Consider the following 24,795-nt stretch of genomic DNA (forward strand, 5'->3'; position numbering starts at 1 on the left):
TGCCCCCAAAAGCAGCCTGAAAGCAGCCTGAAAGCAGCCTGAAAACCATCTGCCGATCACCATGAAAGCCGTTTTATTCCTCAGCGCCCTTGCCCTCTCCGCCCCGCTGGCGGCCGGCAGCGTGCGCGAATTCCGCCACACCGCTGCCGACGGCATCGAGCGCCCCTATGTGGTCTATACGCCGAGCAAGGCCGACGGCGGCAAACGGCCGCTGCTGGTCTTTCTGCACGGCGCCGTTGAAAGCCCCGCCGTGCGCGCCGACCCTGCCGCCTATGTGCGCCGCTCCAGCTTTTTAAAGCTGGCCGAAGCCTGCGGCTGCTATGTGCTGTTTCCTTTCGGCCAGAAAGGCGCGACTTGGTTTGACGATGTCGGCAGCGGCATGGTGCTGGCCGAAACCGAGCGCGTGCTGCGCGAATTACCGATAGACGAAAAGCGCGTTTTTCTCAGCGGCTTTTCCGACGGCGCATCCGGCACCTTTTATCTTGCCGCCACCCGCCCCGAGCGCTTTGCCGGCTTTATCGCGCTGAACGGCTCGCTGCCGGTGGCCGCCCATTTGGGCGCGCTGCCGGTTTATCCCGCCAATTTCGCCGCGCGGCCGCTGTATGTCGTCAATACCCGCAGCGACCCGCTGTATCCAGCCGCCGATATGCAGCCGGTGGCCGACTTTCTGCGCCGGCACAAGATCAACCTGAGCTACCGCACGCCCGACGGCGGCCACAATATGCGCTATCTCGATGCCGAACTGCCGGCGCTTGCCCGCTTTATCACCGCCACCCGCCACCGCGCGCCGGCCGATGTAGATTGGGAAAGTGCCGACCCCGCCGCTTCGGCCGGCAGCGACTGGCTGCACATCACCCGCCTGGGCGGCACAGCGCAGCCCTGGCAGCAGCCGCCAGACTTAAAACTGCGCCACCGCAAAGCCGTACTCGGCCTGCGTTTTGACACCGGCGAAGGCAGCCTGAAAGTTGCCGAAGCCACGGCCGGCGGCAGCGCGGCACGCAGCGGCGTGCAGGCGGGCGATGTGGTGCTGGCGCTCGACGGCGCCGATATGAATGACCCCGCCACCCGCTTTTTCCTGCTGCGCCAAAAGCGCGCCGGCGATCCCTTTACCCTGACCCTGCGCCGCGGTAGCGACATCCTGCAGCTCTCCGGCCGTTTCAACCCGCCCTACGACTACCAGGTCTTTGCCAAGCGCCCGCCTTCCGCCCGCGTCCGCGCGCACTTTTCAGGCTGCCGCATCGCTGCCGAAACTTCCGCCGCCGCCGAAATCGCCGTCGATTTTGCCCGCCTGCCGCCGCACCGCTGCCGCCGCATCGAAGTGGTGTTAAACGGCAAACGCCTGCCGCCGGCCGTACCCCGCGGCCTGCAGCGTTTTGCCCTTGATCAAGCAGCCTGAAAGCCGTTTTTCCTTTTTTCAGGCTGCCTTACGGCGCCACCCAAGCAATTCCCTGCCCCACGCAGGCAGCCTGAAAGCTGTTTTTCCCTTTCAGGCTGCCTGAAAACCCCGCTACGAAAGGATTTGATATGAACCCAAGCAAAACCCTGCTGGCCGCCCTGCTGCTGGCCGCCGTCCTACCCGCTCAGGCGCGCGAGCGCATCGTCGCCCTGTCGCCCGACGTTGCCGATGTGCTGGTAGCGCTCGGCGCCACCCAAGACATTGTCGGCCGCGACCAGACCAGCACCAATCCGGCGCTGAAAAACGTCAAAAGCATCGGCATTTTCCGCCAGCTCTCGCCCGAGCCGGTGGCGGCGCTCAAGCCCACCCTGGCCGTCGGCTCGTGGATGGTGCAGCCGCCTTCGGTGTACCAGCGGCTCAACCAGCTGGGCATCAAGGCGGTGAACGTGGCGCCGGACGACCACATCGCCGCCTATCCGGCCAGCATCCGCAAAATCGGCCAGCTGATCGGCAAAAGCAAAGAAGCCGACGTCCTGGCCGGCCGCTGGCAGGCGGGCGTCGGCCAGCAGCCGGCCACCGGCAAACGCTATCTTTTGAGCTACGACGGCCGGCTGGTAGCGGGTAAAAACACCGCTGCCGACGAGCTGATCCGCCGCGCCGGCGGCATCAACGCCGCCGCCAATATCGACGGCATCAAGCCGCTCAGCCGCGAAGGCTGGATGGCGGCCAAAGCCGATGTGATCATTATTGCCGAGCACAACAAACACCTGATCGGCAGCCTCGAGCAGTTTGCCGCCCGCCCCGAAATCGCCGCCAGCCCCGCCGCGAAAAAACGCAACATCCACCTGTGGCCGGCCAACGATATGTTCCGCTACGGGCTGGACACCCCCGAAGTGCTGCGCCGCCTGAACAAGCTGGGCAAATAGTTTTCAGGCTGCCTGAAAACATCGGGCAGCCTGAAAGCTGTAGAGTACCGCGTCGCATAACACGGCAGCCTGAAAACTGTAGGGTGCCGCATCGCGCACCATAGCAGCCTGAAACATCAGCGGAGATTGTCGGATTTCCAACCCGGGCTGCGCCGCTGCTTTTTCACACGGCCTAACCGGCAATCCCGATATGCCGGTAAAGATAGTCGCGGTAGTCGTTGAGCAGGGTTTTATCGGCGCAGTCTTCCAGCCCGCCGCCGGATAAGCGGCGCATGGCGGTGTTGGCGCGCATGAAATCGTCTTGCGGGGCGATGCCTGCGGCTTCGAGTATCAGGCCGCCGAAAAAGGCGAGATCAAGCAGTTCAGGCTGCTCTTGCGGCGTGCAGTCCAAGCTGCTGCGGATGGCGGCTTGGGTGACGTAATCGGGGTTGGTGAAACGGCCTTTTTTGGGTGGGGTGGCGGTTTCAAAGTTGGCCTGATGATCGCCAAAGTAGGCAAACACATAATCGCGGCCGCGCGTTTGCAGCCATGAGTTGAAGGCTTCGGTGGCGTCGTTGAGCGCGGCGATGCGCTCGGCGTAGTCGTTGAGGCAGGCGATGGATTTGTCGGGCAGGCCGTCTGCAACCAAGCGGTAATGGTTGGGCGTGTCGGCGCGGTAGGGGCCGTGTTCTTTCATAGTGAGTACATACACCAGCATCGGCTGGGTGATGTTTTGCAGCGCGGGATGGCGTTTGTCCAAAATCATCTGCGCGTATTGCAGCATTTCGTCGCTGCCGATGTGCCACAGGTTTTTGCTCAGGGGCGCAGGGTAGCCAAGCTCTTGCGGCTGGAGCATCAGGTCGAAACCGAAATGATCGTAGGCGGATTTGGCGTTGTAATTGCCTTTGGTAAAGGGCGAGAGGGCGACGCAGTAATAGCCTGCGGCTTTGAGGTTGCGGATCAGGCCGCTTTGGATGTGGGGCACGACGGAGTAAAACACGCCGCTGGCGAGTGCGCCGAAATCGGTGGAGGGCAGGCCGGCAAGCAGGGCAAACTCGGATTTCCATGTGCCGCCGCCAAAGGTGTGCACGCGCAGCGGCGCGGCAAAACGGGTATCCGCCTGCGGCTCGAACATCGCCAACGGCGGCAGGTTTTCGCTTTGGAAATCAAATTGGTGCGGGTTGAGCGTGGATTCCTGCAAACAGATTACGATGTCGGGGCGGGCGTTTTCAGGCTGCTTTTCATGTTGTTCAGACGGCCTTTGCGTATCCAAAAGCTGCTTGAAACGATTGCCGTCGCCGTCAAACTCGGGCGTTTTGAAAAACACGCCGCGACAGGACATCGGCAGGTTGAGAAACACGTCGCGGCCGTCGTCGGGCAGGGAATCGAGCCACACCTGCACCGCGCGTTTGTCTTTGGTGTAGCGCGCCATCAACAGCAGGCTGACGATGCTGGCAACAGCGGCCAACCCGCGCCAGAGGCTGTCTGAAACCGCCGCGCCCGACCAGCCGAAAACCGCGTAGCCCAAAATGCCGAGCAGCCCCGCCACAGCGACAATTGCGCCTTTGTAGTGCGCCAGCGTTTCCCAGTTGCGCCAGTCGAAAGCAAGAAAAAGGTCGGAAACCAGCAACGGCTGCTTGTAATAATGGATTTTCAGGCGGTGGAACAACACGAACACGATAAACAAGACCGACGCGAAATTCAAACCGCGCTGCCATTGGCCGGAGGCGGCAAACATCGTGCCGAAGAAAAGGACAAACTGGCAGGCGGCGAAAAAGCGCGTCCAGCGGTAATGGGCTTTGGCGCCGAGTATCAACGCGGCGGAGGTAAAAAGGGAGAGTAAAACGTAGTGCATAAGGGGCGGCTGCGGAAAAAAGGGCGCCATTTTACCGCCAAAGCGCCGCCGCACGCGCGGCAGCGGCGAAAAATCTGCCGCCCGATAGCCGCAGCCGTTTTCAGGCTGCCTGCCGCCCTGCCCCGACCAATGCCAACCCGACAGGCAGCCTGAAACGCCGCAGCGGCATAAGGCAGCCTGAAAAGCTGAAAACAGGAAACCCAAGCATGAAACCTTTATCCCTTATTTTCTTTCTGCTGCTCTCTGCCCTTTTGGTGTGGCTGTCGGCCGGCATCGGCTTTGGCGGCTGGCAGGCGCCGCACACACTGGAGCCGGTGATGCTGGAAATCCGCCTGCCGCGGGTGGCGGCGGCGCTGCTGGTGGGCGCGGCGCTGTCGGCGGCGGGCGCGGGGCTGCAGGCGCTGTTTGAAAACCCGCTGGCCGACCCCGGCCTGATCGGCACTTCCGCCGGTGCGGCTTTGGGCGTGGTCGGTGTGCTGGCTTTGGGCTGGACGGGCGTCAGCGTGCCGCTGGCGGCCTTTGCCGGTGCGCTGGCGGTGTGCCTGCTGATTTTGGCGGCGCACCGCTTTACCGGCGGCGGCATTTCGGGGCTGCTGATTCTCGGCCTGATTGTCAGCGCCTTTTGCAGCGCCACCGTCAGCCTGATTTTGTTTTTGTCCGACGATCTCACCCTGCGCAGCGCCAGTATCTGGCTGGCCGGCAGCCTGGCCGAAGCGGGCTTTGTGCCGCCCGGCCGCGTGGCGCTGGTGATGCTGGCCGGGCTGGCGCTCTTGCTCTCCTGCGGCCGCGGGCTGGACTGCCTGATGCTCGGCGAAGACACCGCCCACAGCTCGGGCATCGCCGTCGGCCGGCTGCGGGTGCAGACCGTAATCGCCGCGGCGCTGCTCACCGGCGCGGCGGTTTCGCTCTCCGGCATCATCGGCTTTATCGGCATGATGGTGCCCAATATCCTCGCTTCGGCTGTCGGCGGCGGCCGGCGGCGGCTGATTGTGCTTTCCGCCTGGCTCGGCGGCATGATGCTGCTGGTGCTCGACAGCGCCGCCCGCTGGATCGCCTTTCCCGTCGATCTGCCGGTGGGCATCGTGATCGCGCTTTTGGGCGGGCCGTTTTTCATGTGGCTGTTTCTCCATTCGATACACAGAAAGGCAGGCTGAAACGTGGCACCGCTGTTTTTTATCCGCAAGCTCAAAGTCGCGCCGCAGGGACGCACCATTTTGCATATCGACGAACTGGCTATACCGCAGGGCGTGCACACCGCCGTAATCGGCCCCAACGGCGCCGGCAAATCCACCCTGCTGCGTGCGCTTTTGGGACGTTTTAACGCCCGCTGCGAGCTGTTCGGCGCCCCCGCCGCGCCGCAGATCCGTGCCGGCAAAGTGGCGTGGGTGGCGCAAAACGGCCGCTACAACCTGCCGCTCACCGTCGCCGAATACGCCCGTCTCGGCCGCATCGGCGGCGGCTTGTTCCGCCCGCCGCCGCCCGATCACGGCCTGCTGGACAAACTGCTCGCCGAGTTCGATCTGGCCGGGTTGGCCGGCAAACGCATCGACACCCTGTCCGGCGGCGAACAGCAGCGCGCCAATATCGTCCGCGCCCTGATGCAGCAGGCACCCGCCATCCTGCTCGACGAGCCCTGCAACCATCTCGACATCCGCCACCAGCACCGCCTGATGCAGTTTGTCCGCCGCGCCAAAGGGCAGTTCAACGCCGTGATGGTGCTGCACGATCTCAACCTGGCCGCCGCCTATGCCGAACACATTATCCTGATGCAGAACGGCCGCATCGCCGCCCAAGGCAGCGTGGACGAAGTGATGCAGCCCGAACGCCTGAGCGAAACCTACCAATGGCCGGTGGAGCGGCTGGAAGCCGACGGCGAAATCTTCTTCCGCATGCACAACGCCGGCCGCGATTAAACCCGCCGCCGCGGCAAAAAGCAGCCTGAAAAGCCTGTCTTGGGTTTCAGGCTGCCTTTTGCTGCTGCCGTTACCATTACTGCCATCAGATTGGGCGGCGCGCCGCCAGTCAAACCTGCCCGACAGCGCGCACCCGTTCCCAATCCTTTCAGGCTGCTTTGCAGAGAAAAGCAGCCTGAAAGCACAAAACCGGCTTTTCAGGCTGCTTTGGGAATTCGGGCAGCCTGCGGAGCGCAACGGCGTTGAAGCCGAAACCCTAGCGCAGCCGCTGCCAGACTTTGAGCGCGTCCACGGTGTCGCGCACATCGTGCACGCGCAGAATCAGGGCGCCGCGCTCTGCGGCAGCCAGCGCGGCGGCGACGCTGCCGGCGGCGCGCTCGGCGGGCAGGTCGCGGCCGGTGATCTCGCCGATCATCCGCTTGCGCGACAGGCCGGCGAGTATGGGCAGGCCGGTTTCCCGCTGCAGGCGCGGCAAGTCGTGCAGCAGGGCGATATTGTGCTCGAGGGTTTTGCCAAAGCCGAAACCCGGATCGAGCACGATGCGGCCGCCGTCGATGCCCGCTTGGCGGCAGGCGTCGGCGCGGCCGCGCAGATAGGCGGCGACTTCGGTGCAGACGTCGCGGTACTGCGGGTTATCCTGCATATTTTCAGGCTGCCCTTTCATGTGCATCAGGCATACGCCGGCGCGGTGCGCGGCCAGCAGTTCGAGCGCGCCTTCGTCTTCCAGCGCCTGCACGTCGTTGATGATGTCCGCCCAGCCGCGCTCCAACGCGCGGCGCATGGTGGCGGTGCGGCGGGTATCGAGGCTGACGGGAATGTTCCAGCGGCTGATTTCTTCGAGCAGCGGGGCAATGCGCTGCCATTCTTCGTCGGCGGCCACTGGCGCGGCGTTGGGACGGGTGGACTCGCCGCCGATGTCGAGGATGTCGGCGCCGTCGGCCAGCAGTTTTTCGGCGTACTCGAGCGCGTTTTTCAGGCTGCCCGAATAGCGGCCGCCGTCGGAAAAGGAATCGGGGGTGAGATTAACGATGCCCATCACGCGCGGGCGGGAGAGGTCGATGCTAAAGCGGGTGGTCAGCCAGCAGGAAGACATGGGAACTCCGAAGAAAAAGGCAGCCTGAAAACGGCAAAGGGGCTGGGCGGGCAGTTTTCAGGCTGCCTGCAGTTGCGTAGCAGCCCGAACAGCAAAAAGCAGCCTGAAAAGGCTTTCAGGCTGCCTGAAGGCGTTTAATGTTCGGCGCTGCGGCGGCGAAAACGCACCAAATCGGGTACGCGGCGGGCGAGATAGACCAGCATCGGCAGGTTGCCGGCGGCCACAATCAGATACAAGAGTTCGGTGCTGTCGCTAATCAGCAGCAAAACGGCGCTGAAAATGGCGGCCGCCACCATAAACAGGCCGTTGACGATATTGTTGGCGGCGATGGCGTGGGCGCGGAATTCGTTGCTGCTGGCGGTTTGCAGCCAGGTGTAAAGCGGCACCGAGAAAAAGCCGCCGAAAAAGCCGATGCCGACCATCAACGCCACTACCGCATAGGCGTGGCCGTGGGTAAGAAAGGCAAACAGGCTGAGGTTTTCGCCGCCGGTGCCGTTTAAGCCGTGGGTGATGTAGATCAGGCCGCCGCCGCACACCGTCAGCCCCAGCGCGCCAAGTGCCACCATGCCCAGATACAGGCCGCCGCGGCTGAGTTTGGCGCACAGCACCGAGCCCAGGGCGATGCCGATGGAAAACAGGGTCAGCATCAGGTTGAACACGCCGCTGCCGCCGCCGAGCACTTTTTGCACGAAGGTCGGCAGCTGGGTGGTGTACACCGCGCCGACAAACCAAAACCAGGAAATGCCGAGAATGGCGGTGGCCAGCTCGTTTTGGGCGAAAGTTTGGCGCAGCAGCGCTTTGGTGCCGCGCACGATGTTGAAATCAAGCCGCGTTTGCGGTTCGCTGGGCGGCACCGAGGGCATAAACAGGCTGCTCACCAGCCCCGCCGCCGCCAGCAGCACCACCATCAGAATCAGCACCGCCACATGGCTGCCGGCAATCGCGGTGCCGATAATCTGGCCGAAAAGAATCGCCAAAAAAGTGCCCGATTCGATCAGGCCGTTGCCCATAATCAGCTCGTCTTTTTGCAGATACTCCGGCAGGATGGCGTATTTCACCGGCCCGAACAGCGTGGAGTGGGTGCCCATCAGAAACAGGCACAGCAGCAGCAAGGGCGCCGAATTGATGTAAAAACCGTAGGCCGCCAGCAGCATAATGGCGATTTCCATCACCTTCACCGCCTGCGCCAGCCGCGCTTTGTTGAAGCGGCTGGAGAGCTGGCCGGAAAGGGCGGAAAACAGAAAATAGGGCAGCACAAACAAGAGCGCCGCCACATTCAAAAGCTGGCTTGCCGGCAGCCAGCCGCTTTTGCCCAGCCCGTGAAAGCTGATCAGCACAAAGAGCGTGGTTTTAAACAGATTGTCGTTGAACGCGCCCAAAAACTGGGTGGCAAACAGCGGTGCGAAACGGCGGCTTTTGGCAAAAGCAAAGCTGGAATTCATGGTTGTGTGTCCTGGGAGGGAGGGGGAGGCTCGGATGCAGGCGGGGTTTCGACGGCCGAAGAAGTGTCGTCGTCATCCATAATGATGCGGTGGGCGGGGCCTTCCAAATCGTCGAACTGGCCGTTTTTGCCCGACCACCAAAAGAAAAAGCCGATTAAAAAGGCCAGCAGGATGCTGATGGGAATCAGGATGTAGATGCTTTCCATTTCAAAGGCTTCCGGTCAGATCCTGCAGCAGGTAGCGCTGCCCGGCAAGGGTGAGCGTTTCTTCAAAAATGCTGCCGATCAGGCGGCCGTCGCCGTCGTTCAGATTCACGCCGCGCGGCGTTGCCTGCCAAAACAGCGCGTCTTGGTTCTGCGCCAGCTTCAGCAAAGCGGCGGGGAATTCCTGCGCATCTTCGGCGATCGAGAGGGCAAACTGGCCGCCGCTTTCGTTTTCGCCGGCATCCATAACCAAAAAGCCGAGATGTCTGCCGTCGGCATCGGCAATGCTGAAATAGTGCATAACAGGCAGCCTGAAAAAAGAGCGGCATTGTATAGCCGAACCGGTGCGGAAACAATGCGCCGCCGCTTTCAGGCTGCCTTCGGTGTGCCGGCAAAGCAGCCTGAAAACAAAAAAAAACCGCGGCAAACGGTTTGCACCGTCCCGCGGTTTGCATTTCACACAGCCTTAACCGCCGCACACACCGCAGCAGCCGCTTTCGGTGGTTTCTTCTTTAGACTGGCTGTCGATTACCGGCAGCTCGTCTTTTTTCGGCTCGTCGGCCTGTTTGCTGTTCAGATCAACTTTGATTTTGTCGTCTTGCTGGCTCATGTCTTCTTCCTTTCGGTCGGGTTGCAAAAATACTTCGAGCGCGCATGATAAACAAAGCGCGCCGCCCTGAACAGGCTTTGCGGAAAATTATTGCCCGGGCGGGTTTTTCAGGCTGCTTTCAGACCGCCTGAAAAGCAGCCTGAAACATTACCCCACCACCCGCTTCAACCCACTCGCCACGCGATAACGCCCGTGGGGGCTTAGGCGGGCAAGGAAGACTTCCAGCTCTGCCGGCGTATCGGCAGTGTAAACGATGTGGTAGCAGCCGTCGCCGCTGGTTTTGTCGGCGCTTTCAATGCCGCTTTCCGAGTGCAAAAAGCGTTCAAACTCGGCAAAGCGGTTATGCGCCATCAGCACGGTGATAAAGTGGCGCGGGCGGTTTTCGCGCAGGGTGAAGCCGCCGATAACGCCCGCGTCCTGCATCTGGCGCACCCTTTCGGCGCACGCCTGCGGGCTGAGGTGCACCGCCGCGCCCAGCTGCTGCCAGCTGATGCGGCTGTTTTCGCGCAGCTTGGCAAGGATGGACTGGCTGATTTTGTCGTCAAATTTTTTCATTTTTGCTGTTTTGCCGTTTGAATGGCGCCGATTATAGCTGTCGGCCGCCGCATCATGGGCCTACGATGGCGCTTTCAAACAGATTGGCAACGGAGGTCAAAATGAAAAACGCGCTGATTGTGATTGATGTGCAAAACGATTATTTCGCAGGCGGGGCGTGGCCGCAGTTTCAGGCTGCCGAAACGGCGGCGCGGATTGCGGACTGCGTGCGCGCGGCGGATGCGGCGGGAGATTGGGTGGTGGCGGTGCGCCATGTAAACGCGGCGGATGCGGCGATGCTGGCGGCAGGCAGTGCGGGCGTGGCGTTTTATCCCGAAATTGCGCCGCTGCTGGCGGGGCGTGCCACGGTGGACAAGCACGCCGCCGATGCTTTTTGGCAGACGGATTTGGCGCAGGTGTTGGCGGCAGCGGGCGTGTCGGACATTTATCTGTGCGGCATGATGACGCAAAACTGCATCACCCACACCGCGCTCTCGCCCGACGCGGCGGCCTGGCGCGTGCACATTATCGCCGACGCCTGCACCGCGCCCGATGCGAGGATTCATGCGGTGGCGGCGCGGGCATTGTCGGCGCGTTTGGATGTGGTGTCGGCGGTGGGGTTTCAGGCTGCTTTGGGGGTAGTTTGAGAATAGTAAAAGGCAGCCTGAAAACGATATTTAGGTTTTCAGGCTGCCTTTGGATTATCTGAATAAGCAGTCTGAAAAAGGGTTTTTACCGTTTTCAGGCTGCCTTGAACCGCGTGCGCAGCAAAGCTGCAACACCCTACGCCATGCGGGCTACGCTTGCTATTTTAAAATTACGGCCATTCAATCAGCAAAGCGCGGTGGTCGGAGTGCATCCACGGCAGGGCGCGTATATGGGTGCCGGATTTGCCGCGTGTGAGAACGTGGTCGATGTTCAGGCCGAAGGGCAGCCAGGTGGGCAGGTAGTTCGGCGTGTGCGGACGGATGTCGGCGCTGTGCGTGAATTGGCGGAACACGGGCGAGAAGGGGCTGCTGTTCAAATCGCCCATCACCAACACGGTTTTGGCGGCAGCGATTTTCTGTGCCGCCTGCTGCAAATAGGTCTGACGTGCGGCGGCCAGTTCCGCGTTGATGGGTGGTGGCGGGTGCAGGGCGAACAGGCTGCTGCCGTCCAGTTCTGCTTCAATGAAGGGGAAGGGTTCGCCCGCATCCGTTTCCACCATGACGATGCGGCAACTTTGCAGCGGCCGCCTGCTCCAAAGCGCCAATGCAAACGGGCTGTTGTCGCGGTGTTCGCAGCCGTGCGGATAGGCTTGGTGCAGCGTTTGCCAGCCGGTGTCGTCCAAATCGATTTCGGCCATGGCGACGACATCGGGCGCGGTGGCCAAAATGGCGGCGCTTTCCTGTGCGGCGGCCGGATTATCCAAATTCACGTTGTACCACAGCACTTTCAGCGGCGGCGCGGCGGTGGATACCGCAGGGCTGCCCGATGGCCAACACAGCCACAGCCCGCCGGCCAATGCGGCAACCGCCCAAAGCCAACGCTGCCGCTGCACCGCAACAGCCGCCGTTGCGGCCCACAAAACCGTGTAGTGCGGCAAAAAATGCGAGAACAGTTCGGTAAACCAAAACGTGATGATTTGGCTGATAGTGAATGCGATAAGTGCCAGCCAAGACAAAAGCGTGAGGCGGCGCGCCAACCAAGGGCGAAGGGTGTTTTTGAGTGTCATAATTGATGGATGAGAGAGGGTGTGGAAAAGCAGCCTGCATATTTTACCGCAGGTGCAGGCTGCTTTTTTGCCGGCAAATCATCGAAAGGCAGCCTGCACTTTGTTCAGGCCGTATAGTCCGTTATAGCAAGCCGCAGGCCAAACTCTCGAATCCAACCTGCTTTAACTGTAAAATCTTCTGTATTTCGGGGGTTATCAGTAGACCTTTTGCGAAAGTATCCTGAAGATTTACAATTCCAAAATGAAATACGAAAACCTAATCCAAAGAAGCGACAGGGAATTCAAACGGCTCACAGGTGTAACGCCCGTCCTTTTTCACGAAATGCTGCAAGTCACCACAGAAGCAGAAAGCCGGAAGGTCAAGTCGGGCAGGCCGCATACGCTCGGTTTGGCAGACCAACTGCTGCTTACCCTAAGTTATCTGCGCCATTACCATACCCAACTCGAATTGGCCGCTATCTACGGTCTTTCCGAAAGTAATGTCTGCCGCACCATCCGTAAAACCGAGGACGCCCTCATCCGTTGCAAACGCTTTTCCCTGCCAAAACACAAGAATCCGGGCGATCAAACGGTCATCATTGACGTTACCGAAAGCCCGATTGAACGTCCCAAAAAAACAGCGGCAGTATTACAGCGGCAAGAAAAAGCGACACACGGTTAAAATCCAAGTCATATACGGCAGAGAAACTGAAAAAATCATCAGTATCCGGACGGGGATGGGTGCTCAGCATGACATGCGTTTAGCCAAGAAGCACCTTGCAGAGCTTTATCCCTGCAAAATAGTCATTGCGGATAGGGTTATCAAGGATTGGCTAAAACCGGATTACAGACCCCGAAAAAGAAATCCAAACATCATCCGCCGAACAAACAGGATAAAGAGGCGAACAGGCGGTTAGGCAAACTCAGAACCGTCATCGAGCACATCAATAGGAAGCTGAAGATATTCAAAATCTTGTCGCTGCCTTACCGCAACAGGCGGAAACGGTTCGGGTTAAGGGTAAATCTGATTGCAGGACTGGTTAATGCGATGGGATGAATATTTTCGCAAGAGGTCTAATATCGTTTGAATAATCGTTTGAGGCAGCCTGAAAGCCTGTTTTTATGGGTTTCAGGCTGCCTGTTGTTCACGCAAAACAGCACGCCTTGGGTGGTGAAGGCAAACACAATCCGTTCGGCGGCGATGTCGTCCAGCAGACTTTGTGCGATGGAGCGAATTTTGGCTTGCTTTTCGGGCGGCAGCGGCGTGCGGTAGCCGTCGGCAAACCAGTCATACATTTCGCTCGTCAAATCATACAAAAAGGGAAAATGCTGCGCGTAATCCAGCAGGTATTCAAACGCCAAAGTATCGTCGGGCTGCGCTGCGAGCCGCCGCAGATATTGGCGCACTTCGCGTATGGGCGCGCCGTCTGCAAAGCGTTGGTAGGCTTGGCTGTCGCGCTGCACATAATCGCCCATCAGTTTTTCAACTTCGTGCAACGCCCATTTGTCGGCGAAATCCAGCGAAATCAAATCCAGATAGACATCATCGGGCAGCAGGGCTTCCAGCTCGGCATCGTGCGCGTAAATCCATTGCGCTAACTCGGCGGGCGGCGCTTCGCCTGCAAACGCGCGCCAGAACATTTCGCAGGTGTCAATCGGTAAAACAATCATTGCTTGTTTCCTTAGTCAAAAGGCGCCTGAGAAGGGGAGAATGGCGTTTCAGGCTGCCTTTTGATGCCGTCTGAAAGGCAGCCTGAAAACGAAAAAACCGTTTTTAGCTTCACAACTCCGCTGCGCTACGCAGGCTGCCTTACTGTTTCAGGTTCAGGCTGCCTTCCCGCCCAATTTCCCCAACACCGCCCTGATCGTTCTCACCCTTGCATCCACATCTTCCATCACCGCGCTCACGCGCAGTTTGTCCGCTCCTGCCATGCGGTAATTTTTATTACTCTGCATCAGCAAAATAATATCGGCAGGCTCGACACTGGTGTGTTTGCCGAAGGTGAGCGTGAGCGCGTCGCTTGAAGCGTCGATGGCGGTGATGCCGAGCGACTTGGCGGCGAGGCGCAGGCGGTGGCTGTCGAGCAGGGTTTTGACGGGCTGTTCGGGCAGTCCGAATCTGTCCACCAATTCTTCGTGGATGCTGTTGATTTGCCCTTCGTTTTCGCAGGTGGCGAGGCGTTTGTAGAGTACCAGCCGCTCGTGGATGTCGGGGCAGTAGCCTTCGGGCAGCAGCGCGGGGCTGTGCAGCTTGATTTCGGTGGTTACGCCCAATGGCGCATCCAAATCGGGCTGGCGGCCTTTTTTCAGGTCGCGTACGGCTTGTTTGAGCATTTCGGTGTAGAGCGTGAAGCCGACCTGCACCATTTCGCCCGACTGCCCTTCGCCGAGGATTTCGCCCGCGCCTCGGATTTCAAGGTCTTGCATGGCAAGCGAAAAACCTGCGCCCAGTTCGTCTGCCGCCGCGATGGCGTCCAGGCGTTTTTCTGCGTCTTTGCTGATGTATTCGGGCGTGAGCAGGTAGGCGTAGGCTTGGTGGTGGCTGCGCCCGACGCGCCCGCGCAGTTGATGCAGTTGGGCGATGCCGAATTTGTCGGCGCGATTGATGATGATGGTGTTGGCGTTGGGAATGTCTATGCCGGTTTCGATGATGGTGGAGCAGAGTAAGACGTTGAATCTTTGCTGCAAAAAGTCGCGCATCACTTGTTCCAGCTCGCGCTCGCGCAGCTGTCCGTGTGCTACGCCGATGCGGGCTTCGGGCAACAGGGTTTCCAGCCGCTCGCGCATATTTTCTATGGTATCTACTTCATTGTGCAGGAAAAATACCTGTCCGCCGCGTTTGAGCTCGCGTAACACGGCTTCGCGCACGCTGCCTTCGCTAAACGGTTTGACAAAGGTTTTGACGGCGAGGCGGCGGCTGGGGGCGGTGGTAATCAGCGAGAAGTCGCGCAAGCCTTCTAAGGCCATGCTTAATGTGCGCGGAATCGGCGTGGCGGTGAGGGTGAGGATGTCCACGTTGGCGCGCAGTTTTTTCAGCTGCTCTTTCTGGTGCACGCCGAAGCGGTGTTCTTCGTCGATGATGACCAAGCCTAGGTTTTTAAATGCAATATCGTCCTGCACCAGCTTGTGCGTGCCGATGACGATGTCCACCGTGCCGTCTGCCATGCCTGCCAGCGTGGCGCGGGTTTCTTTGCTGCTGTTGAAACGCGAAAGCTGGGCGACTTTGACGGGGAAATCGGCGAAGCGGTCGGCGAAATTTTGCGCGTGCTGTTCCACCAAAAGCGTAGTCGGCGCGAGCACGGCGACTTGTTTGCCGCCCATCACGGCAACGAATGCGGCACGCAGCGCGACTTCGGTTTTGCCGAAGCCCACATCGCCGCAGACTAATCTATCCATCGGGCGGGCTTGGGTTAAGTCTTTGATGACGGCGGCGATGGCGGCGGCCTGGTCTTCGGTTTCTTCGTAGCCGAAGCCGTCGGCAAAGGCGCGGTAGTCGTCTTCATCAAACTGGAATTTGTGGCCTTCCTGCGCGGCACGGCGGGCGTAGAGATTGAGCAGCTCGGCGGCGGTGTCGCGGGCTTTTTCGGCGGCTTTGCGCTTGGCTTTGCTCCATGCCGCGCTGCCGAGTTTGTGCAGTTGCACGTTTTCATGCGCTGCACCGGAGTAGCGGCTGATTAAATGCAGTTGCGAAACAGGCACATAAAGCTGCGCTTCGCCTGCGTATTCAAGCAGCATCATTTCTTGCGCTTCGCCGCCCAAGTCCATGGTTACCAAGCCCATATAGCGGCCGATGCCGTGTTCTTCGTGGACGACGGGGTCGCCGATGCTGATTTCGGCGAGGTCGCGCAGCAAACCATCGGACACGGCGGCGTGCTTCTTGCGGCGCGTGCTGCTGCGGCTTTTGGCGACGTATTGGTAGAGGTCGGATTCGGTGATTAGGGCGAGGTTTTCAGACGGCGTGTCGGCAGGTAGGTTGGGTCTTGACCCAACATTTTCCGTTTCTGCGGAGTGTTGGGTCGCGACCCAACCTACATTGTCTACGCCGTTTTCAGGCTGCCCCAGCCGAAACCCATACGCCAGCGGCGTTACCGTGATGCACAGCTTCTCGCAGCTCTCCAAAAACGCCTGCCAGCCGTCCACGCTTTTCGGTTTCAAACCGTGTTGCGCGAAAAAGCCCAGCATCGTTTCGCGCCGCCCCGCGCTTTCGGCGGTAAGCAGAATCCGCCCGTCAAAGGCCGTCTGAAAATCCTGCAAGGCCTGCAAAGGCTGCTCGGCTTGGCGGTTCACCGCCACATTTGGCAACGCAAACGCCGCGCCGCCCAGCTCGGGCAAAATCTGCGGATAGCCTTTCAGGCAGCCTGAAAACTGATCCGCCGCCAGATACAGATGTTGCGGCGACAGCGGCGGATAAGTCGCATCGCCCTGCGCCATTTGGAAACGCGATTTCACTTCCGCCTCAAACCGTCGCGCCTCGGTGTGCACATCGCCCACGCACACCGCCAGCGCGTCCGCGCCCAGATAGTCAAACAGCGTCGCGCAGCCGTCTTCAAAAAACAGCGGCAGATAATATTCCACCCCCGCGCCAAACTGCCCGCCGCTCACCGCCTTATACACCGCCGCATCGTTCGGATTGCCGTTTACCTCCTCGCGGAAACGGCTGCGGAAAATCTTTTGCGCCGCGTCGTCGGTGGGGAACTCGTGCGCCGGCAGCAGGCGGATTTCCGACACAGGCGCGATGGTGCGCTGGCTGTCGGGGTCAAACGTTTTGATACTGTCAATCTCATCGTCAAACAAATCAATGCGATATGGCGTGTCGCTGCCCGTGGGGAACAAATCCACGATGCCGCCGCGCACGGCAAATTCGCCGCCCGCCACCACGTTGGATACCGCGCTGTAACCCGCTTCCACCAGATTCTGCCGCAGCGCCGCAATATCCAGCCGCTGCCCCGTTTTCAGCCAAAACGTGCGCCCCAAGAGAAACGGCGCGGGCGCAAGACGCTGCATGGCGGTGGCAACGGGCACAAACAGCGCGTCCGCCAGCCCGTTTTTCAGCTGCCACAACACCGACAGCCGCTCCGACACCAAATCCTGATGCGGCGAAAACCGCTCATACGGCAGCGTTTCCCAGTCGGGCAGAAACAGCGCATTGTCGGCCGGGCGGAAAAACTGCCACGCCGTTTGCAGCCGCAACGCACTCTCCGCATCGGGCGTGAACACGATTTTCAGCGTTTTGGGCGGCAGGTTTTGCGTTAAAAAATACGGCAGGCTGCCGGCGGTAAGGTTCAGCCAGCGCACGCGCGGGGCGGATGGGGTGGGAAGGGGGAGGGTCATGGTTTTTGGGGTTTGTGTTTGGGGTTTATGGGTTGGAATGGGGCAGCCTGAAAAACAGTTTTTCAGCAGCTGTAGGTCGGATACTTGTATCCGACAAAACGGTTAATGCGGTAAAGAATGTCGGATTCAAGAATCCGACCTACTCTCCAATGCTCATGTTTTCTAATTGTTGCATGCCAATTCGAGCCTGTTTTTTGGCTTCGACAGTGTCTGCTCTATCAGGCTGCGCTAATACTTTTTGCCACCATGCTTTGGCTTGTTGGTAGTCTTTTGCCACGCCTAGCCCTTTGTAATACATATTGCCCAAAGCATAGTGCGCATCAGCATAATAGAACCACTGGGCAGCTTTTTTATACCACCACACTGCCTGCTGATAATCTTGCGCGACACCCAGCCCTTTTTCATACATCAATCCCACCATGTATTGGGCATCAGGTTTTCCTTGGTCGGCTGATTTTTTATACCAAGCAAAGGCTTGTTTATAGTCTTGCGCCACACCGTGTCCCTTTTCATACATCAATCCCAAAAAATATTGTGAACCGGCATTTCCCTGGTCGGCACCTTTTTGAAACCAAGCCAAAGCTTGCTTATAGTCTTGCGTTACGCCTTGCCCTTTGTAATACATCTTGCCCAAAGAAGTTTGGCCAGAAGGATCGCCTTCTTTGGCAAGCTTCTTCCATGTGCGGAAGGCTTGGTCATAATTGCCGGCATGCTCAGCATTCCAAGCCTCCCGATACCGCCATATGGTGTCCGCCTTGGCAGGCACAGCCACTGCCAGCAGCAATGTTGTCAATGCCGCCTTTACCTGCGGGTTAAAAAATTTGCTTGCAAACATATTAAGTTACCTTTCTATATGAAATTGGACAGTATCAGTCGCTGTTGAGTTTAAAAATTACGCTTGTATTAAGCACGATAAAATTCCAATCCTACGTTTTTCAATTTAGCCGTGTTTGTCGGGCATTTATGCCCGAACTATTTGCTGAAAAGAGCAAGCGTAGCCTGCATGGCGTAGGGTGTGTGGCTTTGCCACGCACGCGGTTTTTTGTCTCAACCTTGTAAACCGCGTGCGCAGCAAGCTGCACACCCTACGCTTGTTTTCAGGCTGCCTTTGGGTTAATCGGGCAGTTCCAGCAAAAAGCCGTTGCGGTAGCCGTTTGCGCCGTATTCGTTGGGGTAGCCCAGCGGATTGATGATGATGCGGCAGCTGTCTTGCACGATGTCTACGGCGTGGTGGGTGTGCCCCGCAATCCAGTAGTCAAAGCCCTCTAGGTCAATCTGGTTGATGAAATAGGGGTTGAGCGGCGAGTCGGCATAGGGCGGCGCGATGCAGGCGGTGTGCGGCGGAAAATGGGTGAGCACGATGGTGCGCGCGCGGTGGCGGAACTGCTCAATAAAGCTAAGCTGGGCGTTGAAACGGGCGATGTAGTCTTCGGGTTCAATGTGCCTTTCGCGCGGCGGTGTGCGTGCGGCGATGTAGAAAAAATCGGCGATGCTGTTGCGGGCAAGGGCGATGTTTTCGCGGAACTGTTTTTTGGTCGCGCAATGCTGCCTGAAATTGCTCCACAGCGTGCCGCCGACAAAGGTGTAGCCGCTAAACTCCAGACTGCGGTTCTCAGTGAGCAGCGGTGCGCCGTCGGCGATGAGTTCGCGCGGCAAATCGTCGAGGTTTTCGCCGTAAAAATCGTGGTTGCCCAGCACGAAGACACAGGGTTTGTCTGCGGCGGCACAGGCAGCCTGAAAAGCGAGTGCGCCGCGCCACCCGTTGCCGAAATCGCCGGCGTGGACGATTAAATCGGCTTCGGGGTGGGGGATAACGGGCTGGCCGTGGGTATCGGATAGGATGTGGAGTTTCATGGTTTTTTGGTGTGGTTTGGCGGGGGATGGGTTTTAGCTTCGCAGAAGTTCGTAAACTCGCTTTCAGGCTGCCTGCGCTCTGCGTACCCAGTTGCACAGGGCGGCGCCGTCGTCCAGCACGCTTTCGGGCAGCAAGTAATAAGGCAGACCGATTTCGCGTTTTTCGCCGCTGGTTTTGTCGGTGCGGCGGCTGACTAGCTGCCTGCCCAGTCCGTCCAGCGGTGTGGCGGACTTCAAATATAGCTCGTTGCTGCGGCTCAAAATCGCCACCATTTCGCCATGGCTGCGAAACGCCATACCGCCGAACATCCGCCTGCGGCTGATGCCGCCCAAGGGGGCAAGCAGTTCGGCGATGTGGTCGGCGAGTTCGGGTGATGCGCTCATGGCGGTTTCCTTTGGGGCTTTCAGGCTGCCTGAAACTTACACCGCTACATCCACAGGGCGGGCGTTCAGGCTGGCGAGGGCAGTAGGCGGCAGCGAGACCAGAAAGCCGCGTTTGCCGCCGTTGATGTAAATCAGCGGCAAATCGAGGATGCTGCGTTCGACATAAACCGGCAGCGGGCTTTTGCAGCCGAAGGGGCTGGTGCCGCCGACCAGATAGCCTGTCCATCTGTTGGCCTGCGCGGGGGCGGCGGCTTCGATGTGTTTGCGGCCGAGCTGGCGGGCGAGATTGCGGGTGGAGATTTGCTTGTCGCCGTGCATCAGCACGATCAGGCCGTGTTTGTGTTCGTCGGCCAGGATGATGGTTTTGATCACGCTGTGTTCGTCCACGCCCAAACAGGCGGCGGATTGGGCGGTGCCGCCGTGTTCGACGTAAGGATAAAGGTGGGGCGCAAACTCAATCTGCTGTGCGCGCAAAAAGCGCACGGCGGGGGTAACGGGATAGGCGGTTTTGTTCATATGCAGATGGCGGCTCGGGTGGTTTTCGCTTCGCTAAAGCTCGTAAACTTGCTTTCAGGCTGCCTTTGCGCGGCGGGCGGTTTGCTTTATAGTGCGGCTTTTTCCACGCTTTAGGAGCTAGGTTATGGGTTTGATCGGACTGGTTATCGTCGGTTTCTTTATCGGCCTGGTGGCGCGGGCGCTGATGCCGGGCAACAATAGAATGGGTTTTCTGCTGACCAGCGCGCTGGGCATACTCGGCTCGGTGGTGGCGGGTTTTCTCGGCCAGCAGCTGGGTTGGTACCGCATCGGCGAGCCGGCGGGTTTTATTGCTTCGGTATTCGGCGCGCTGCTGATTATGGCGGTGGTGGGCGGCATGCGCCGTTAGCCTGCCGGCCGCCGCAAGGCAGCCTGAAAACGGTTTTTCCCGTTTTCAGGCTGCCTTTTGTGCTTTCAGGCGGCCTGAAAGGCGCATCAGCGGCGCGACAGCAGTTTTAACAGCAGCTGCTTTTCTTCGGCGTTCAGGCTGCCTTTTTGTTTGAGCGCTTCGATTTGGCGGTTTTTCATTTCCTGCACCAGCCGCAGCATGCATTCGTCGAACTCGCGGCGTTTTTCGGGGCTGCGGTCTTCGCTGCCGGCGTCTTGGCGGCTGTTGCGGTTGATGTAGCCCAGCAGGCTGCCGTAGGGGCTGTCGCGGAATTTTTCCAGCAATCGGGCGGTGTCCAGCTTGGGGTTATCGTGCAGCAGGGCGGCCATTTCGGCCAGGCAGGCGCTGTCGCCTTCGGGAACGAGATAATCGGGAAAGGCCACGCCGTCGGCCCAGTCGGGGTTGAACAGCAGGGTGCGGATTTGTTTTTGCGCCAGCGTCAGGCTTTCAGGCTGCCTGAAAGTTTCGCGCGGCAGGCGGTAGCTTTTGGCGGCAACGTGGCGCTGCGGCGCGGCCTGCCCCATCAGGTGGGCGAGGTTGGCGGGGTCGATACCGACTTTTTCGCTGAGTTCCTGGCGCAGTAGGTAGGAAAGGGTGGGTGCGCTGATTTGGGTGAGCAGCGGCGCGGCGCGGCGCACCAGCTCGGCCTTGCCTTCCTGAGTAGCCAGATCGCTGTGCTCGGTGAGTGCGTCCCAAAAATAGGCCGACAGCGGGCGGCTGCGTTCGAGCAGCAGTTGTTCAAAGCGTTCGCGGCCGTGTTCGCGCACATAGCTGTCGGGGTCGTGCTCGGCGGGCAGAAACAGAAAATGCAGGCTTTTGCCGTCTTTGAGCTGCGGCAGGGCGTTTTCGAGGGCGCGCCAGGCGGCTTTGCGGCCGGCGGCGTCGCCGTCGAAGCAGAAATAGATGTTGTCGGTCTGGCGCATCAGCAGGCGCACATGCTCGGCGGTGGTGGCGGTGCCCAGCGCGGCCACGCAGTAGCCGATGCCGAATTGGGCAAGGGCGACGACGTCCATATAGCCTTCCACCACCAGTATCCGCCCCGCTTCCTGCACGGCGGCTCGGGCTTCGTAGAGGCCGTAGAGATTTTTGCCTTTGTCAAACAGCGGGGTGTCGGGCGAATTGAGGTATTTGGGTTTGGAATCGTCGAGCACGCGGCCGCCGAAGCCGACAATCTGCCCGCCGATGCCGCGGATGGGAAACATGATGCGGTGGCGGAAGCGGTCGTAATCGCGGTTTTGCTCTTCGTTGTGCACCACCATGCCGCTGGCGGCAAGCGCAGGGCTGGGATAGGGCTGGAACACTTGCGAGAGCGGCGTCCAGCCTTCGGGCGCGTAACCCAGGCCGTAGCGGGCGATGATGTCGGCGTCCAGCCCGCGCCCTTGCAGATAGGCCTGCGCTTCGGGGCGGATTTTGAGCTGCTGGGCGTAAAAGTCGGCGGCGGCGCGCACGGTGTCTTCCAGCGTCTGCTGCTTTTTCTTGCGCTCGGCGCGCTCGGCGGGGTTTTCGCGCGGGGCGTTTTTGTCGCGCGGCACCACCATGCCGACGCGGTCGGCCAGCTGCTGCACGGCTTCGGTAAACGATAAGCCCTGGTGTTCCATCACAAAGCCGATGGCCGAGCCGTGGGCGCCGCAGCCGAAGCAGTGGTAAAACTGCTTGGACGGGCTGACGGAAAACGAGGGCGATTTTTCTTTGTGAAAGGGGCAGCAGGCCATGTAGTTGGCGCCGCTTTTTTTCAGCGGCACGTATTGGTCGATCACATCGACGATATCGGTTTTGGCCAGCAGTTCGTCAATAAATTCGGTGGGTATCATGCTCGGGATTCCACAAGGCTGCGGGACAGCCTGCGGGAAAAGTTGTGGATAAGGCGCCTAGGGGCTGTTTGCAATTGGTATTGCGGCGGCTTTTACGCCATAAAACGGCATCTACTGCGTTAAAAACACTCGCCAATGAGCGGCATTGGCTCGTATTTTTGCCTTGCATCTGCCGCTTCCTGACGCAAAATCCGCTTCACAAACCAATTGCAAACAGCCCCTAGCGTTCTGCCGTGAAAGGAGAAAAAACGGCCGCTCAAAATTTAGTCAGCCCAAAGTTTTCAGGCTGCCGAAAAACGCGGAAAACCGGCGCTTTGCCCACACCGGTTTGGGAAAGGCTGTGGGGCGGTATGTGGATAAATGCCCCAGCAGTCTGAAACGGCAGCGGATTTTTCAGGCTGCCTAAAAAGCAGTCAGATTCAGGCAGCCTGAAAACGCTTTTTGCCCTTTTCAGGCTGCCTTTCCCTATCCGGCAAAGGCAGCCTGAAAGGCAGCAAAGCAGACCGGCCGCTTATTTGTGCTTGCGGTGCGGTTTGCCGTGGCGGTGCGCTTTGGCGTCTTTCAGGCGCAGCATTTCCCAGCCGCCGTTTTTCCAGCAGTAGTCGTCCTGGCTGTAGTCCATGATGCTGCTTTTGTATTCGACGCGCACGCAGCCTTTGCGGATAACTTTGACATCGCCGACGTAGGCGAAGCCTTTGCCGTCGGGAACGGGTTTAAACTGCCGGGTGGTGGGGTCGAACAGATACAGCTCGTCAGCAGTGTTGCCGTAGGCGCCGCTGATCGGCACGGCGATATCGGGATGGCCGTCGCCGTTGAAGTCTTGGCTGACATCGGCCAGCTTGTCCGCCACGTCTGTGAGTTTGAGTCCGCCGACGGACGAAGGTGCGGCCTCTTCAGGGGTGATTTGGACTTTGCCGGTGGTTTTGTCGGTGATTTTCAGCCGGTAGCCGTTTTCAGGCAGGATTTGCGCTTCGATGGTAAAGGGAAAGCTGTCCGGCGTGGCGACGGCGTGGGTTTCGACAACAGTGTCGTCGGTAGGCGCGTCGGCGGCGAAAGCGGGAATCGCGGCGGCCAAAAGCAGGGCGGGGATCAGGTGTTTCATTGCTTGTTCCTTTCGGGAAGGGGTGGAATAGTTGTGTAACTGTGTCGCATCTTGGTTTTCAGGCTGCCTTTACCGTTCGGCGGCAGGCAGCCTGAAAAACGATTGGCTTATTTGCGGCGGGCTTTGGCTGCTTTGTGCGCTTTGGCGTTGTTCGGACGCTGCAGTTGCCAGCCGCCGTTTTTCCAGCAGTAATCGTCCTGATTGTAGTCTCTGGCGCTGATTTTGTAATCGACGCGCACGCAGCCTTTGCGGATGATTTCGACGCTGCCGGTGTGGGCAAAGTCTTTGCCCTCGGGCACGGGTTCGAACTGACGTGTGGCTGGGTTGAAGAGGTACAGATCGTCGGCGGGCAAGGTGTAGCCGCCGATTACGCGCACGGCAATGTCGGGGTGGCCGTCGCCGTTGTAGTCGCGTATGGTTGCCAGATCGCCGGCGTTGCCTTCGATAAAGCCGGAAAAGACGGTGAGGTCTTCGATGGTTTGCACCTTGCCGGTTTTTTTGTCGGTGATTTTCACCTGATAGCTGTCTTCGGAAAGGATTTGGGTTTCAACGGAGAAAGGAAAGCCTTTGGGCGCGGGGACGGTCTTGGTTTTGAGCGGCGCAGCGGCGGCAAAAGACTGGACGGCGGCGGCCAGTAGCAGGGCGGGGATTAAGCGTTTCATTGCGGGTTTTCCTTTTTGGTTGTGGGAGGGAAAAGACGACGGCAAAGGCCGTCGGATCAGGCAGCCTGAAAGTTTTTCAGGCTGCTCGGATTTTACTGCGAAACCATCTTACAAGGTGCCGTGTTCGGCAAAATAGTCGGTGGCGGCCACCAGTGCTTTGGCGGTTGCCGGCTCGAAAGCGGTGTGGCCGGCAAGCGTCCATTCCAGCTTGGCTTCGGGGAAGGCCTGCTGCAAATCCCAGGCCGAAGTAGGCGGGGTGCAGATGTCGTAGCGGCCTTGGACGATGCGGGTGGGGATGTGGCGGATTTTGTCGATGTTGTTGAGTATCGCTTTTTCGCCGTCCAGCCAGCCGCGGTGGACGAAATAGTGGTTTTCGATGCGCGAAATCGCCAGCGCCGCCATGCCGTCGTTGTAGTAATCGACGCCTTTTTGGTCGTGTTCCAAACAGATAATGTGGCTTTCCTGCCTGGCCCAGGCCGAAGCGGCGGCGAGCATTTGTTCGCGGTCGGGATTGTCGGGGCTGAGCAGGCGGCGGTAGGCTTCGACCAAATCACCGCGCTCGTCGGCCGGCACGGGGGCAAGGAAGTCCTGCCATACGTCGGGGTAGATGCGGTTGCTGCCGCCGCTTTGGCACAGCCAGTCGATTTCGCTTTGGCGGCACAGGAAGATGCCGCGCAGAATCAGGCCGAGCACGGCTTCGGGGTGGCTTTGGGCGTAGGCCAGAGCCAGAGTGCTGCCCCACGAGCCGCCGAAAACCAGCCATTTGTCGATGCCGAGCATGGTGCGCACTTTTTCGATGTCGGCCACCAAATCCCAGGTGGTGTTTTCTTCGATGTCGGCATACGGCTCGGAGCGGCCGCTGCCGCGCTGGTCGATCAGCACGATGCGGTATTTTTCGGGGTTGAAAAAGCCGCGGCAGGCGGGGGCGGTGCCGGCGCCGGGGCCGCCGTGCAGATAGATGACGGGGATGCCTTCGGGATTGCCGGATTCTTCCCAATAGATGCGGTGGCGCTCGGAGACGGCAAGCATGCCGCTTTGGTGGGGTTCCCGAATCGGGTGCATGGTTTTTCCTTTCGTGTTTTCAG

At 59.6% G+C, this 24,795-nt stretch carries 25 protein-coding genes and 1 pseudogene; 7 read left to right on the forward strand and 19 right to left on the reverse strand.

The features are described 5' to 3' along the window. Positions 1-61: 61 nt before the first annotated feature. Entirely contained in the window at positions 62-1,396 is a 1,335-nt protein-coding gene (locus OP500_RS03260) for a PDZ domain-containing protein (RefSeq protein ID WP_274070170.1), read from the forward strand. Positions 1,397-1,524: 128 nt separating this feature from the next. After that, a complete protein-coding gene (locus OP500_RS03265) occupies positions 1,525-2,322 on the forward strand; it encodes a heme/hemin ABC transporter substrate-binding protein (RefSeq protein ID WP_274070171.1) in 798 nt (265 codons plus the stop codon). Positions 2,323-2,325: 3 nt separating this feature from the next. Here the strand turns inward: OP500_RS03265 and OP500_RS03270 are convergent, their stop codons facing one another. Next, complete coding sequence (locus OP500_RS03270; protein ID WP_274070172.1) at positions 2,326-2,463, reverse strand: hypothetical protein; 138 nt, start codon at positions 2,461-2,463, stop codon at positions 2,326-2,328. Between the two features lie 31 nt (positions 2,464-2,494). After that, positions 2,495-4,156 carry an LTA synthase family protein gene (locus tag OP500_RS03275; RefSeq protein WP_274070173.1) on the reverse strand — a complete coding sequence of 554 codons (1,662 nt, stop codon included), beginning with the start codon at positions 4,154-4,156 and terminating at the stop codon, positions 2,495-2,497. Between the two features lie 206 nt (positions 4,157-4,362). Here OP500_RS03275 and OP500_RS03280 point away from each other — a divergent pair, with 206 nt between their 5' ends. Both OP500_RS03280 and OP500_RS03285 read left to right on the forward strand, forming a co-directional pair. Further along, positions 4,363-5,310, forward strand: coding sequence for a FecCD family ABC transporter permease (locus OP500_RS03280; protein ID WP_274070174.1), 948 nt, complete (start codon positions 4,363-4,365; stop codon positions 5,308-5,310). 3 nt (positions 5,311-5,313) lie between these two features. After that, positions 5,314-6,069: an ABC transporter ATP-binding protein gene (locus OP500_RS03285; protein ID WP_274070175.1), complete on the forward strand. Its 756-nt coding sequence runs from the start codon at positions 5,314-5,316 to the stop codon at positions 6,067-6,069. A 256-nt stretch (positions 6,070-6,325) separates the two neighbouring features. Here OP500_RS03285 and folP read toward each other — a convergent pair whose 3' ends face one another. The 6 genes from folP to OP500_RS03315 all read right to left on the reverse strand — a co-directional run bounded on the left by folP (position 6,326) and on the right by OP500_RS03315 (position 9,972). After that, on the reverse strand, positions 6,326-7,162 hold the full coding sequence (gene folP / locus OP500_RS03290; RefSeq protein ID WP_274070176.1) for a dihydropteroate synthase: 837 nt from the start codon (positions 7,160-7,162) through the stop codon (positions 6,326-6,328). Positions 7,163-7,296: 134 nt separating this feature from the next. Continuing rightward, a complete protein-coding gene (locus OP500_RS03295; RefSeq protein WP_274070177.1) occupies positions 7,297-8,604 on the reverse strand; it encodes an MFS transporter in 1,308 nt (435 codons plus the stop codon). Continuing rightward, on the reverse strand, positions 8,601-8,810 hold the full coding sequence (ccoS, locus tag OP500_RS03300) for a cbb3-type cytochrome oxidase assembly protein CcoS (RefSeq protein ID WP_274070178.1): 210 nt from the start codon (positions 8,808-8,810) through the stop codon (positions 8,601-8,603). The genes OP500_RS03295 and ccoS overlap by 4 nt, the downstream gene beginning before the upstream one ends. 1 nt (position 8,811) lies before the next feature. Continuing rightward, positions 8,812-9,108 carry an HLGFF motif protein gene (locus OP500_RS03305; protein WP_274070179.1) on the reverse strand — a complete coding sequence of 99 codons (297 nt, stop codon included), beginning with the start codon at positions 9,106-9,108 and terminating at the stop codon, positions 8,812-8,814. 165 nt (positions 9,109-9,273) lie between these two features. Then, positions 9,274-9,417 carry a hypothetical protein gene (locus OP500_RS03310; RefSeq protein ID WP_274070180.1) on the reverse strand — a complete coding sequence of 48 codons (144 nt, stop codon included), beginning with the start codon at positions 9,415-9,417 and terminating at the stop codon, positions 9,274-9,276. Between the two features lie 147 nt (positions 9,418-9,564). Further along, positions 9,565-9,972, reverse strand: a complete 408-nt coding sequence (locus OP500_RS03315) for an Lrp/AsnC family transcriptional regulator (RefSeq protein WP_238746911.1) — start codon at positions 9,970-9,972, stop codon at positions 9,565-9,567. Positions 9,973-10,073: 101 nt separating this feature from the next. Here OP500_RS03315 and OP500_RS03320 point away from each other — a divergent pair, with 101 nt between their 5' ends. Next, positions 10,074-10,598, forward strand: a complete 525-nt coding sequence (locus OP500_RS03320; protein WP_238746909.1) for an isochorismatase family protein — start codon at positions 10,074-10,076, stop codon at positions 10,596-10,598. Between the two features lie 170 nt (positions 10,599-10,768). On the opposite strand, the gene OP500_RS03325 is transcribed toward OP500_RS03320, so the two are convergent. Next, on the reverse strand, positions 10,769-11,665 hold the full coding sequence (locus OP500_RS03325; protein WP_238746901.1) for an endonuclease/exonuclease/phosphatase family protein: 897 nt from the start codon (positions 11,663-11,665) through the stop codon (positions 10,769-10,771). 241 nt (positions 11,666-11,906) lie between these two features. On the opposite strand from OP500_RS03325, the pseudogene OP500_RS03330 reads away from it, so the two are divergent. Beyond that, a pseudogene (locus OP500_RS03330) lies at positions 11,907-12,701 on the forward strand (IS5 family transposase). 17 nt (positions 12,702-12,718) lie between these two features. On the opposite strand, the gene OP500_RS03335 reads toward OP500_RS03330, so the two are convergent. From OP500_RS03335 to OP500_RS03360, 6 genes are all read right to left on the reverse strand, one after another. Further along, entirely contained in the window at positions 12,719-13,315 is a 597-nt protein-coding gene (locus OP500_RS03335; RefSeq protein ID WP_238746899.1) for a hypothetical protein, read from the reverse strand. A gap of 153 nt (positions 13,316-13,468) precedes the next feature. After that, positions 13,469-16,975 carry a transcription-repair coupling factor gene (gene mfd / locus OP500_RS03340; protein ID WP_274070181.1) on the reverse strand — a complete coding sequence of 1,169 codons (3,507 nt, stop codon included), beginning with the start codon at positions 16,973-16,975 and terminating at the stop codon, positions 13,469-13,471. Positions 16,976-17,114: 139 nt separating this feature from the next. Next, positions 17,115-17,810 carry a tetratricopeptide repeat protein gene (locus tag OP500_RS03345; protein WP_238746895.1) on the reverse strand — a complete coding sequence of 232 codons (696 nt, stop codon included), beginning with the start codon at positions 17,808-17,810 and terminating at the stop codon, positions 17,115-17,117. A 278-nt stretch (positions 17,811-18,088) separates the two neighbouring features. Further along, on the reverse strand, positions 18,089-18,829 hold the full coding sequence (locus OP500_RS03350) for a metallophosphoesterase (RefSeq protein ID WP_238746893.1): 741 nt from the start codon (positions 18,827-18,829) through the stop codon (positions 18,089-18,091). Positions 18,830-18,892: 63 nt separating this feature from the next. Then, positions 18,893-19,213 (reverse strand): TfoX/Sxy family protein, encoded by a 321-nt coding sequence (locus tag OP500_RS03355; protein WP_274070182.1) that lies wholly within the window; start codon positions 19,211-19,213, stop codon positions 18,893-18,895. A 36-nt stretch (positions 19,214-19,249) separates the two neighbouring features. Beyond that, the gene (locus OP500_RS03360) at positions 19,250-19,729 is read right to left on the reverse strand and encodes an aminoacyl-tRNA deacylase (RefSeq protein ID WP_274070183.1); all 480 of its coding nucleotides are present in this window, start codon (positions 19,727-19,729) and stop codon (positions 19,250-19,252) included. Between the two features lie 124 nt (positions 19,730-19,853). On the opposite strand from OP500_RS03360, the gene OP500_RS03365 reads away from it, so the two are divergent. Beyond that, positions 19,854-20,096, forward strand: a complete 243-nt coding sequence (locus OP500_RS03365) for a GlsB/YeaQ/YmgE family stress response membrane protein (protein WP_238746887.1) — start codon at positions 19,854-19,856, stop codon at positions 20,094-20,096. 86 nt (positions 20,097-20,182) lie between these two features. On the opposite strand, the gene dnaG is transcribed toward OP500_RS03365, so the two are convergent. From dnaG to pip, 4 genes are all read right to left on the reverse strand, one after another. After that, complete coding sequence (gene dnaG, locus OP500_RS03370) at positions 20,183-21,946, reverse strand: DNA primase (RefSeq protein WP_238746885.1); 1,764 nt, start codon at positions 21,944-21,946, stop codon at positions 20,183-20,185. Positions 21,947-22,457: 511 nt separating this feature from the next. Then, positions 22,458-23,048, reverse strand: coding sequence for an FG-GAP repeat protein (locus OP500_RS03375; protein ID WP_238746883.1), 591 nt, complete (start codon positions 23,046-23,048; stop codon positions 22,458-22,460). 107 nt (positions 23,049-23,155) lie between these two features. Beyond that, positions 23,156-23,710, reverse strand: a complete 555-nt coding sequence (locus tag OP500_RS03380; RefSeq protein WP_238746876.1) for an XAC2610-related protein — start codon at positions 23,708-23,710, stop codon at positions 23,156-23,158. A 108-nt stretch (positions 23,711-23,818) separates the two neighbouring features. Further along, positions 23,819-24,772: a prolyl aminopeptidase gene (gene pip / locus OP500_RS03385; protein WP_274070184.1), complete on the reverse strand. Its 954-nt coding sequence runs from the start codon at positions 24,770-24,772 to the stop codon at positions 23,819-23,821. Between the last annotated feature and the right edge of the window lie 23 nt (positions 24,773-24,795).

This window comes from Kingella sp. SNUBH-2017, assembly GCF_028680565.1.
Taxonomy (GTDB): Bacteria; Pseudomonadota; Gammaproteobacteria; order Burkholderiales; family Neisseriaceae; genus Kingella_D; species Kingella_D pumchi.

Excerpts from the sequence above, each read along its gene's own strand:
- OP500_RS03325 (WP_238746901.1), bottom strand. The coding sequence starts at position 11,665 with ATGACACTCAAAAACACCCTTCGCCCTTGGTTGGCGCGCCGCCTCACG.
- OP500_RS03265 (WP_274070171.1), top strand. The coding sequence starts at position 1,525 with ATGAACCCAAGCAAAACCCTGCTGGCCGCCCTGCTGCTGGCCGCCGTC.
- OP500_RS03350 (WP_238746893.1), bottom strand. The coding sequence starts at position 18,829 with ATGAAACTCCACATCCTATCCGATACCCACGGCCAGCCCGTTATCCCC.
- mfd (WP_274070181.1), bottom strand. The coding sequence starts at position 16,975 with ATGACCCTCCCCCTTCCCACCCCATCCGCCCCGCGCGTGCGCTGGCTG.
- OP500_RS03295 (WP_274070177.1), bottom strand. The coding sequence starts at position 8,604 with ATGAATTCCAGCTTTGCTTTTGCCAAAAGCCGCCGTTTCGCACCGCTG.
- OP500_RS03360 (WP_274070183.1), bottom strand. The coding sequence starts at position 19,729 with ATGAACAAAACCGCCTATCCCGTTACCCCCGCCGTGCGCTTTTTGCGC.
- OP500_RS03375 (WP_238746883.1), bottom strand. The coding sequence starts at position 23,048 with ATGAAACACCTGATCCCCGCCCTGCTTTTGGCCGCCGCGATTCCCGCT.
- OP500_RS03320 (WP_238746909.1), top strand. The coding sequence starts at position 10,074 with ATGAAAAACGCGCTGATTGTGATTGATGTGCAAAACGATTATTTCGCA.
- OP500_RS03315 (WP_238746911.1), bottom strand. The coding sequence starts at position 9,972 with ATGAAAAAATTTGACGACAAAATCAGCCAGTCCATCCTTGCCAAGCTG.
- OP500_RS03275 (WP_274070173.1), bottom strand. The coding sequence starts at position 4,156 with ATGCACTACGTTTTACTCTCCCTTTTTACCTCCGCCGCGTTGATACTC.
- OP500_RS03345 (WP_238746895.1), bottom strand. The coding sequence starts at position 17,810 with ATGTTTGCAAGCAAATTTTTTAACCCGCAGGTAAAGGCGGCATTGACA.
- OP500_RS03365 (WP_238746887.1), top strand. The coding sequence starts at position 19,854 with ATGGGTTTGATCGGACTGGTTATCGTCGGTTTCTTTATCGGCCTGGTG.
- folP (WP_274070176.1), bottom strand. The coding sequence starts at position 7,162 with ATGTCTTCCTGCTGGCTGACCACCCGCTTTAGCATCGACCTCTCCCGC.
- OP500_RS03335 (WP_238746899.1), bottom strand. The coding sequence starts at position 13,315 with ATGATTGTTTTACCGATTGACACCTGCGAAATGTTCTGGCGCGCGTTT.
- OP500_RS03280 (WP_274070174.1), top strand. The coding sequence starts at position 4,363 with ATGAAACCTTTATCCCTTATTTTCTTTCTGCTGCTCTCTGCCCTTTTG.
- OP500_RS03260 (WP_274070170.1), top strand. The coding sequence starts at position 62 with ATGAAAGCCGTTTTATTCCTCAGCGCCCTTGCCCTCTCCGCCCCGCTG.
- OP500_RS03310 (WP_274070180.1), bottom strand. The coding sequence starts at position 9,417 with ATGAGCCAGCAAGACGACAAAATCAAAGTTGATCTGAACAGCAAACAG.
- pip (WP_274070184.1), bottom strand. The coding sequence starts at position 24,772 with ATGCACCCGATTCGGGAACCCCACCAAAGCGGCATGCTTGCCGTCTCC.
- ccoS (WP_274070178.1), bottom strand. The coding sequence starts at position 8,810 with ATGGAAAGCATCTACATCCTGATTCCCATCAGCATCCTGCTGGCCTTT.
- OP500_RS03355 (WP_274070182.1), bottom strand. The coding sequence starts at position 19,213 with ATGAGCGCATCACCCGAACTCGCCGACCACATCGCCGAACTGCTTGCC.
- dnaG (WP_238746885.1), bottom strand. The coding sequence starts at position 21,946 with ATGATACCCACCGAATTTATTGACGAACTGCTGGCCAAAACCGATATC.
- OP500_RS03305 (WP_274070179.1), bottom strand. The coding sequence starts at position 9,108 with ATGCACTATTTCAGCATTGCCGATGCCGACGGCAGACATCTCGGCTTT.
- OP500_RS03380 (WP_238746876.1), bottom strand. The coding sequence starts at position 23,710 with ATGAAACGCTTAATCCCCGCCCTGCTACTGGCCGCCGCCGTCCAGTCT.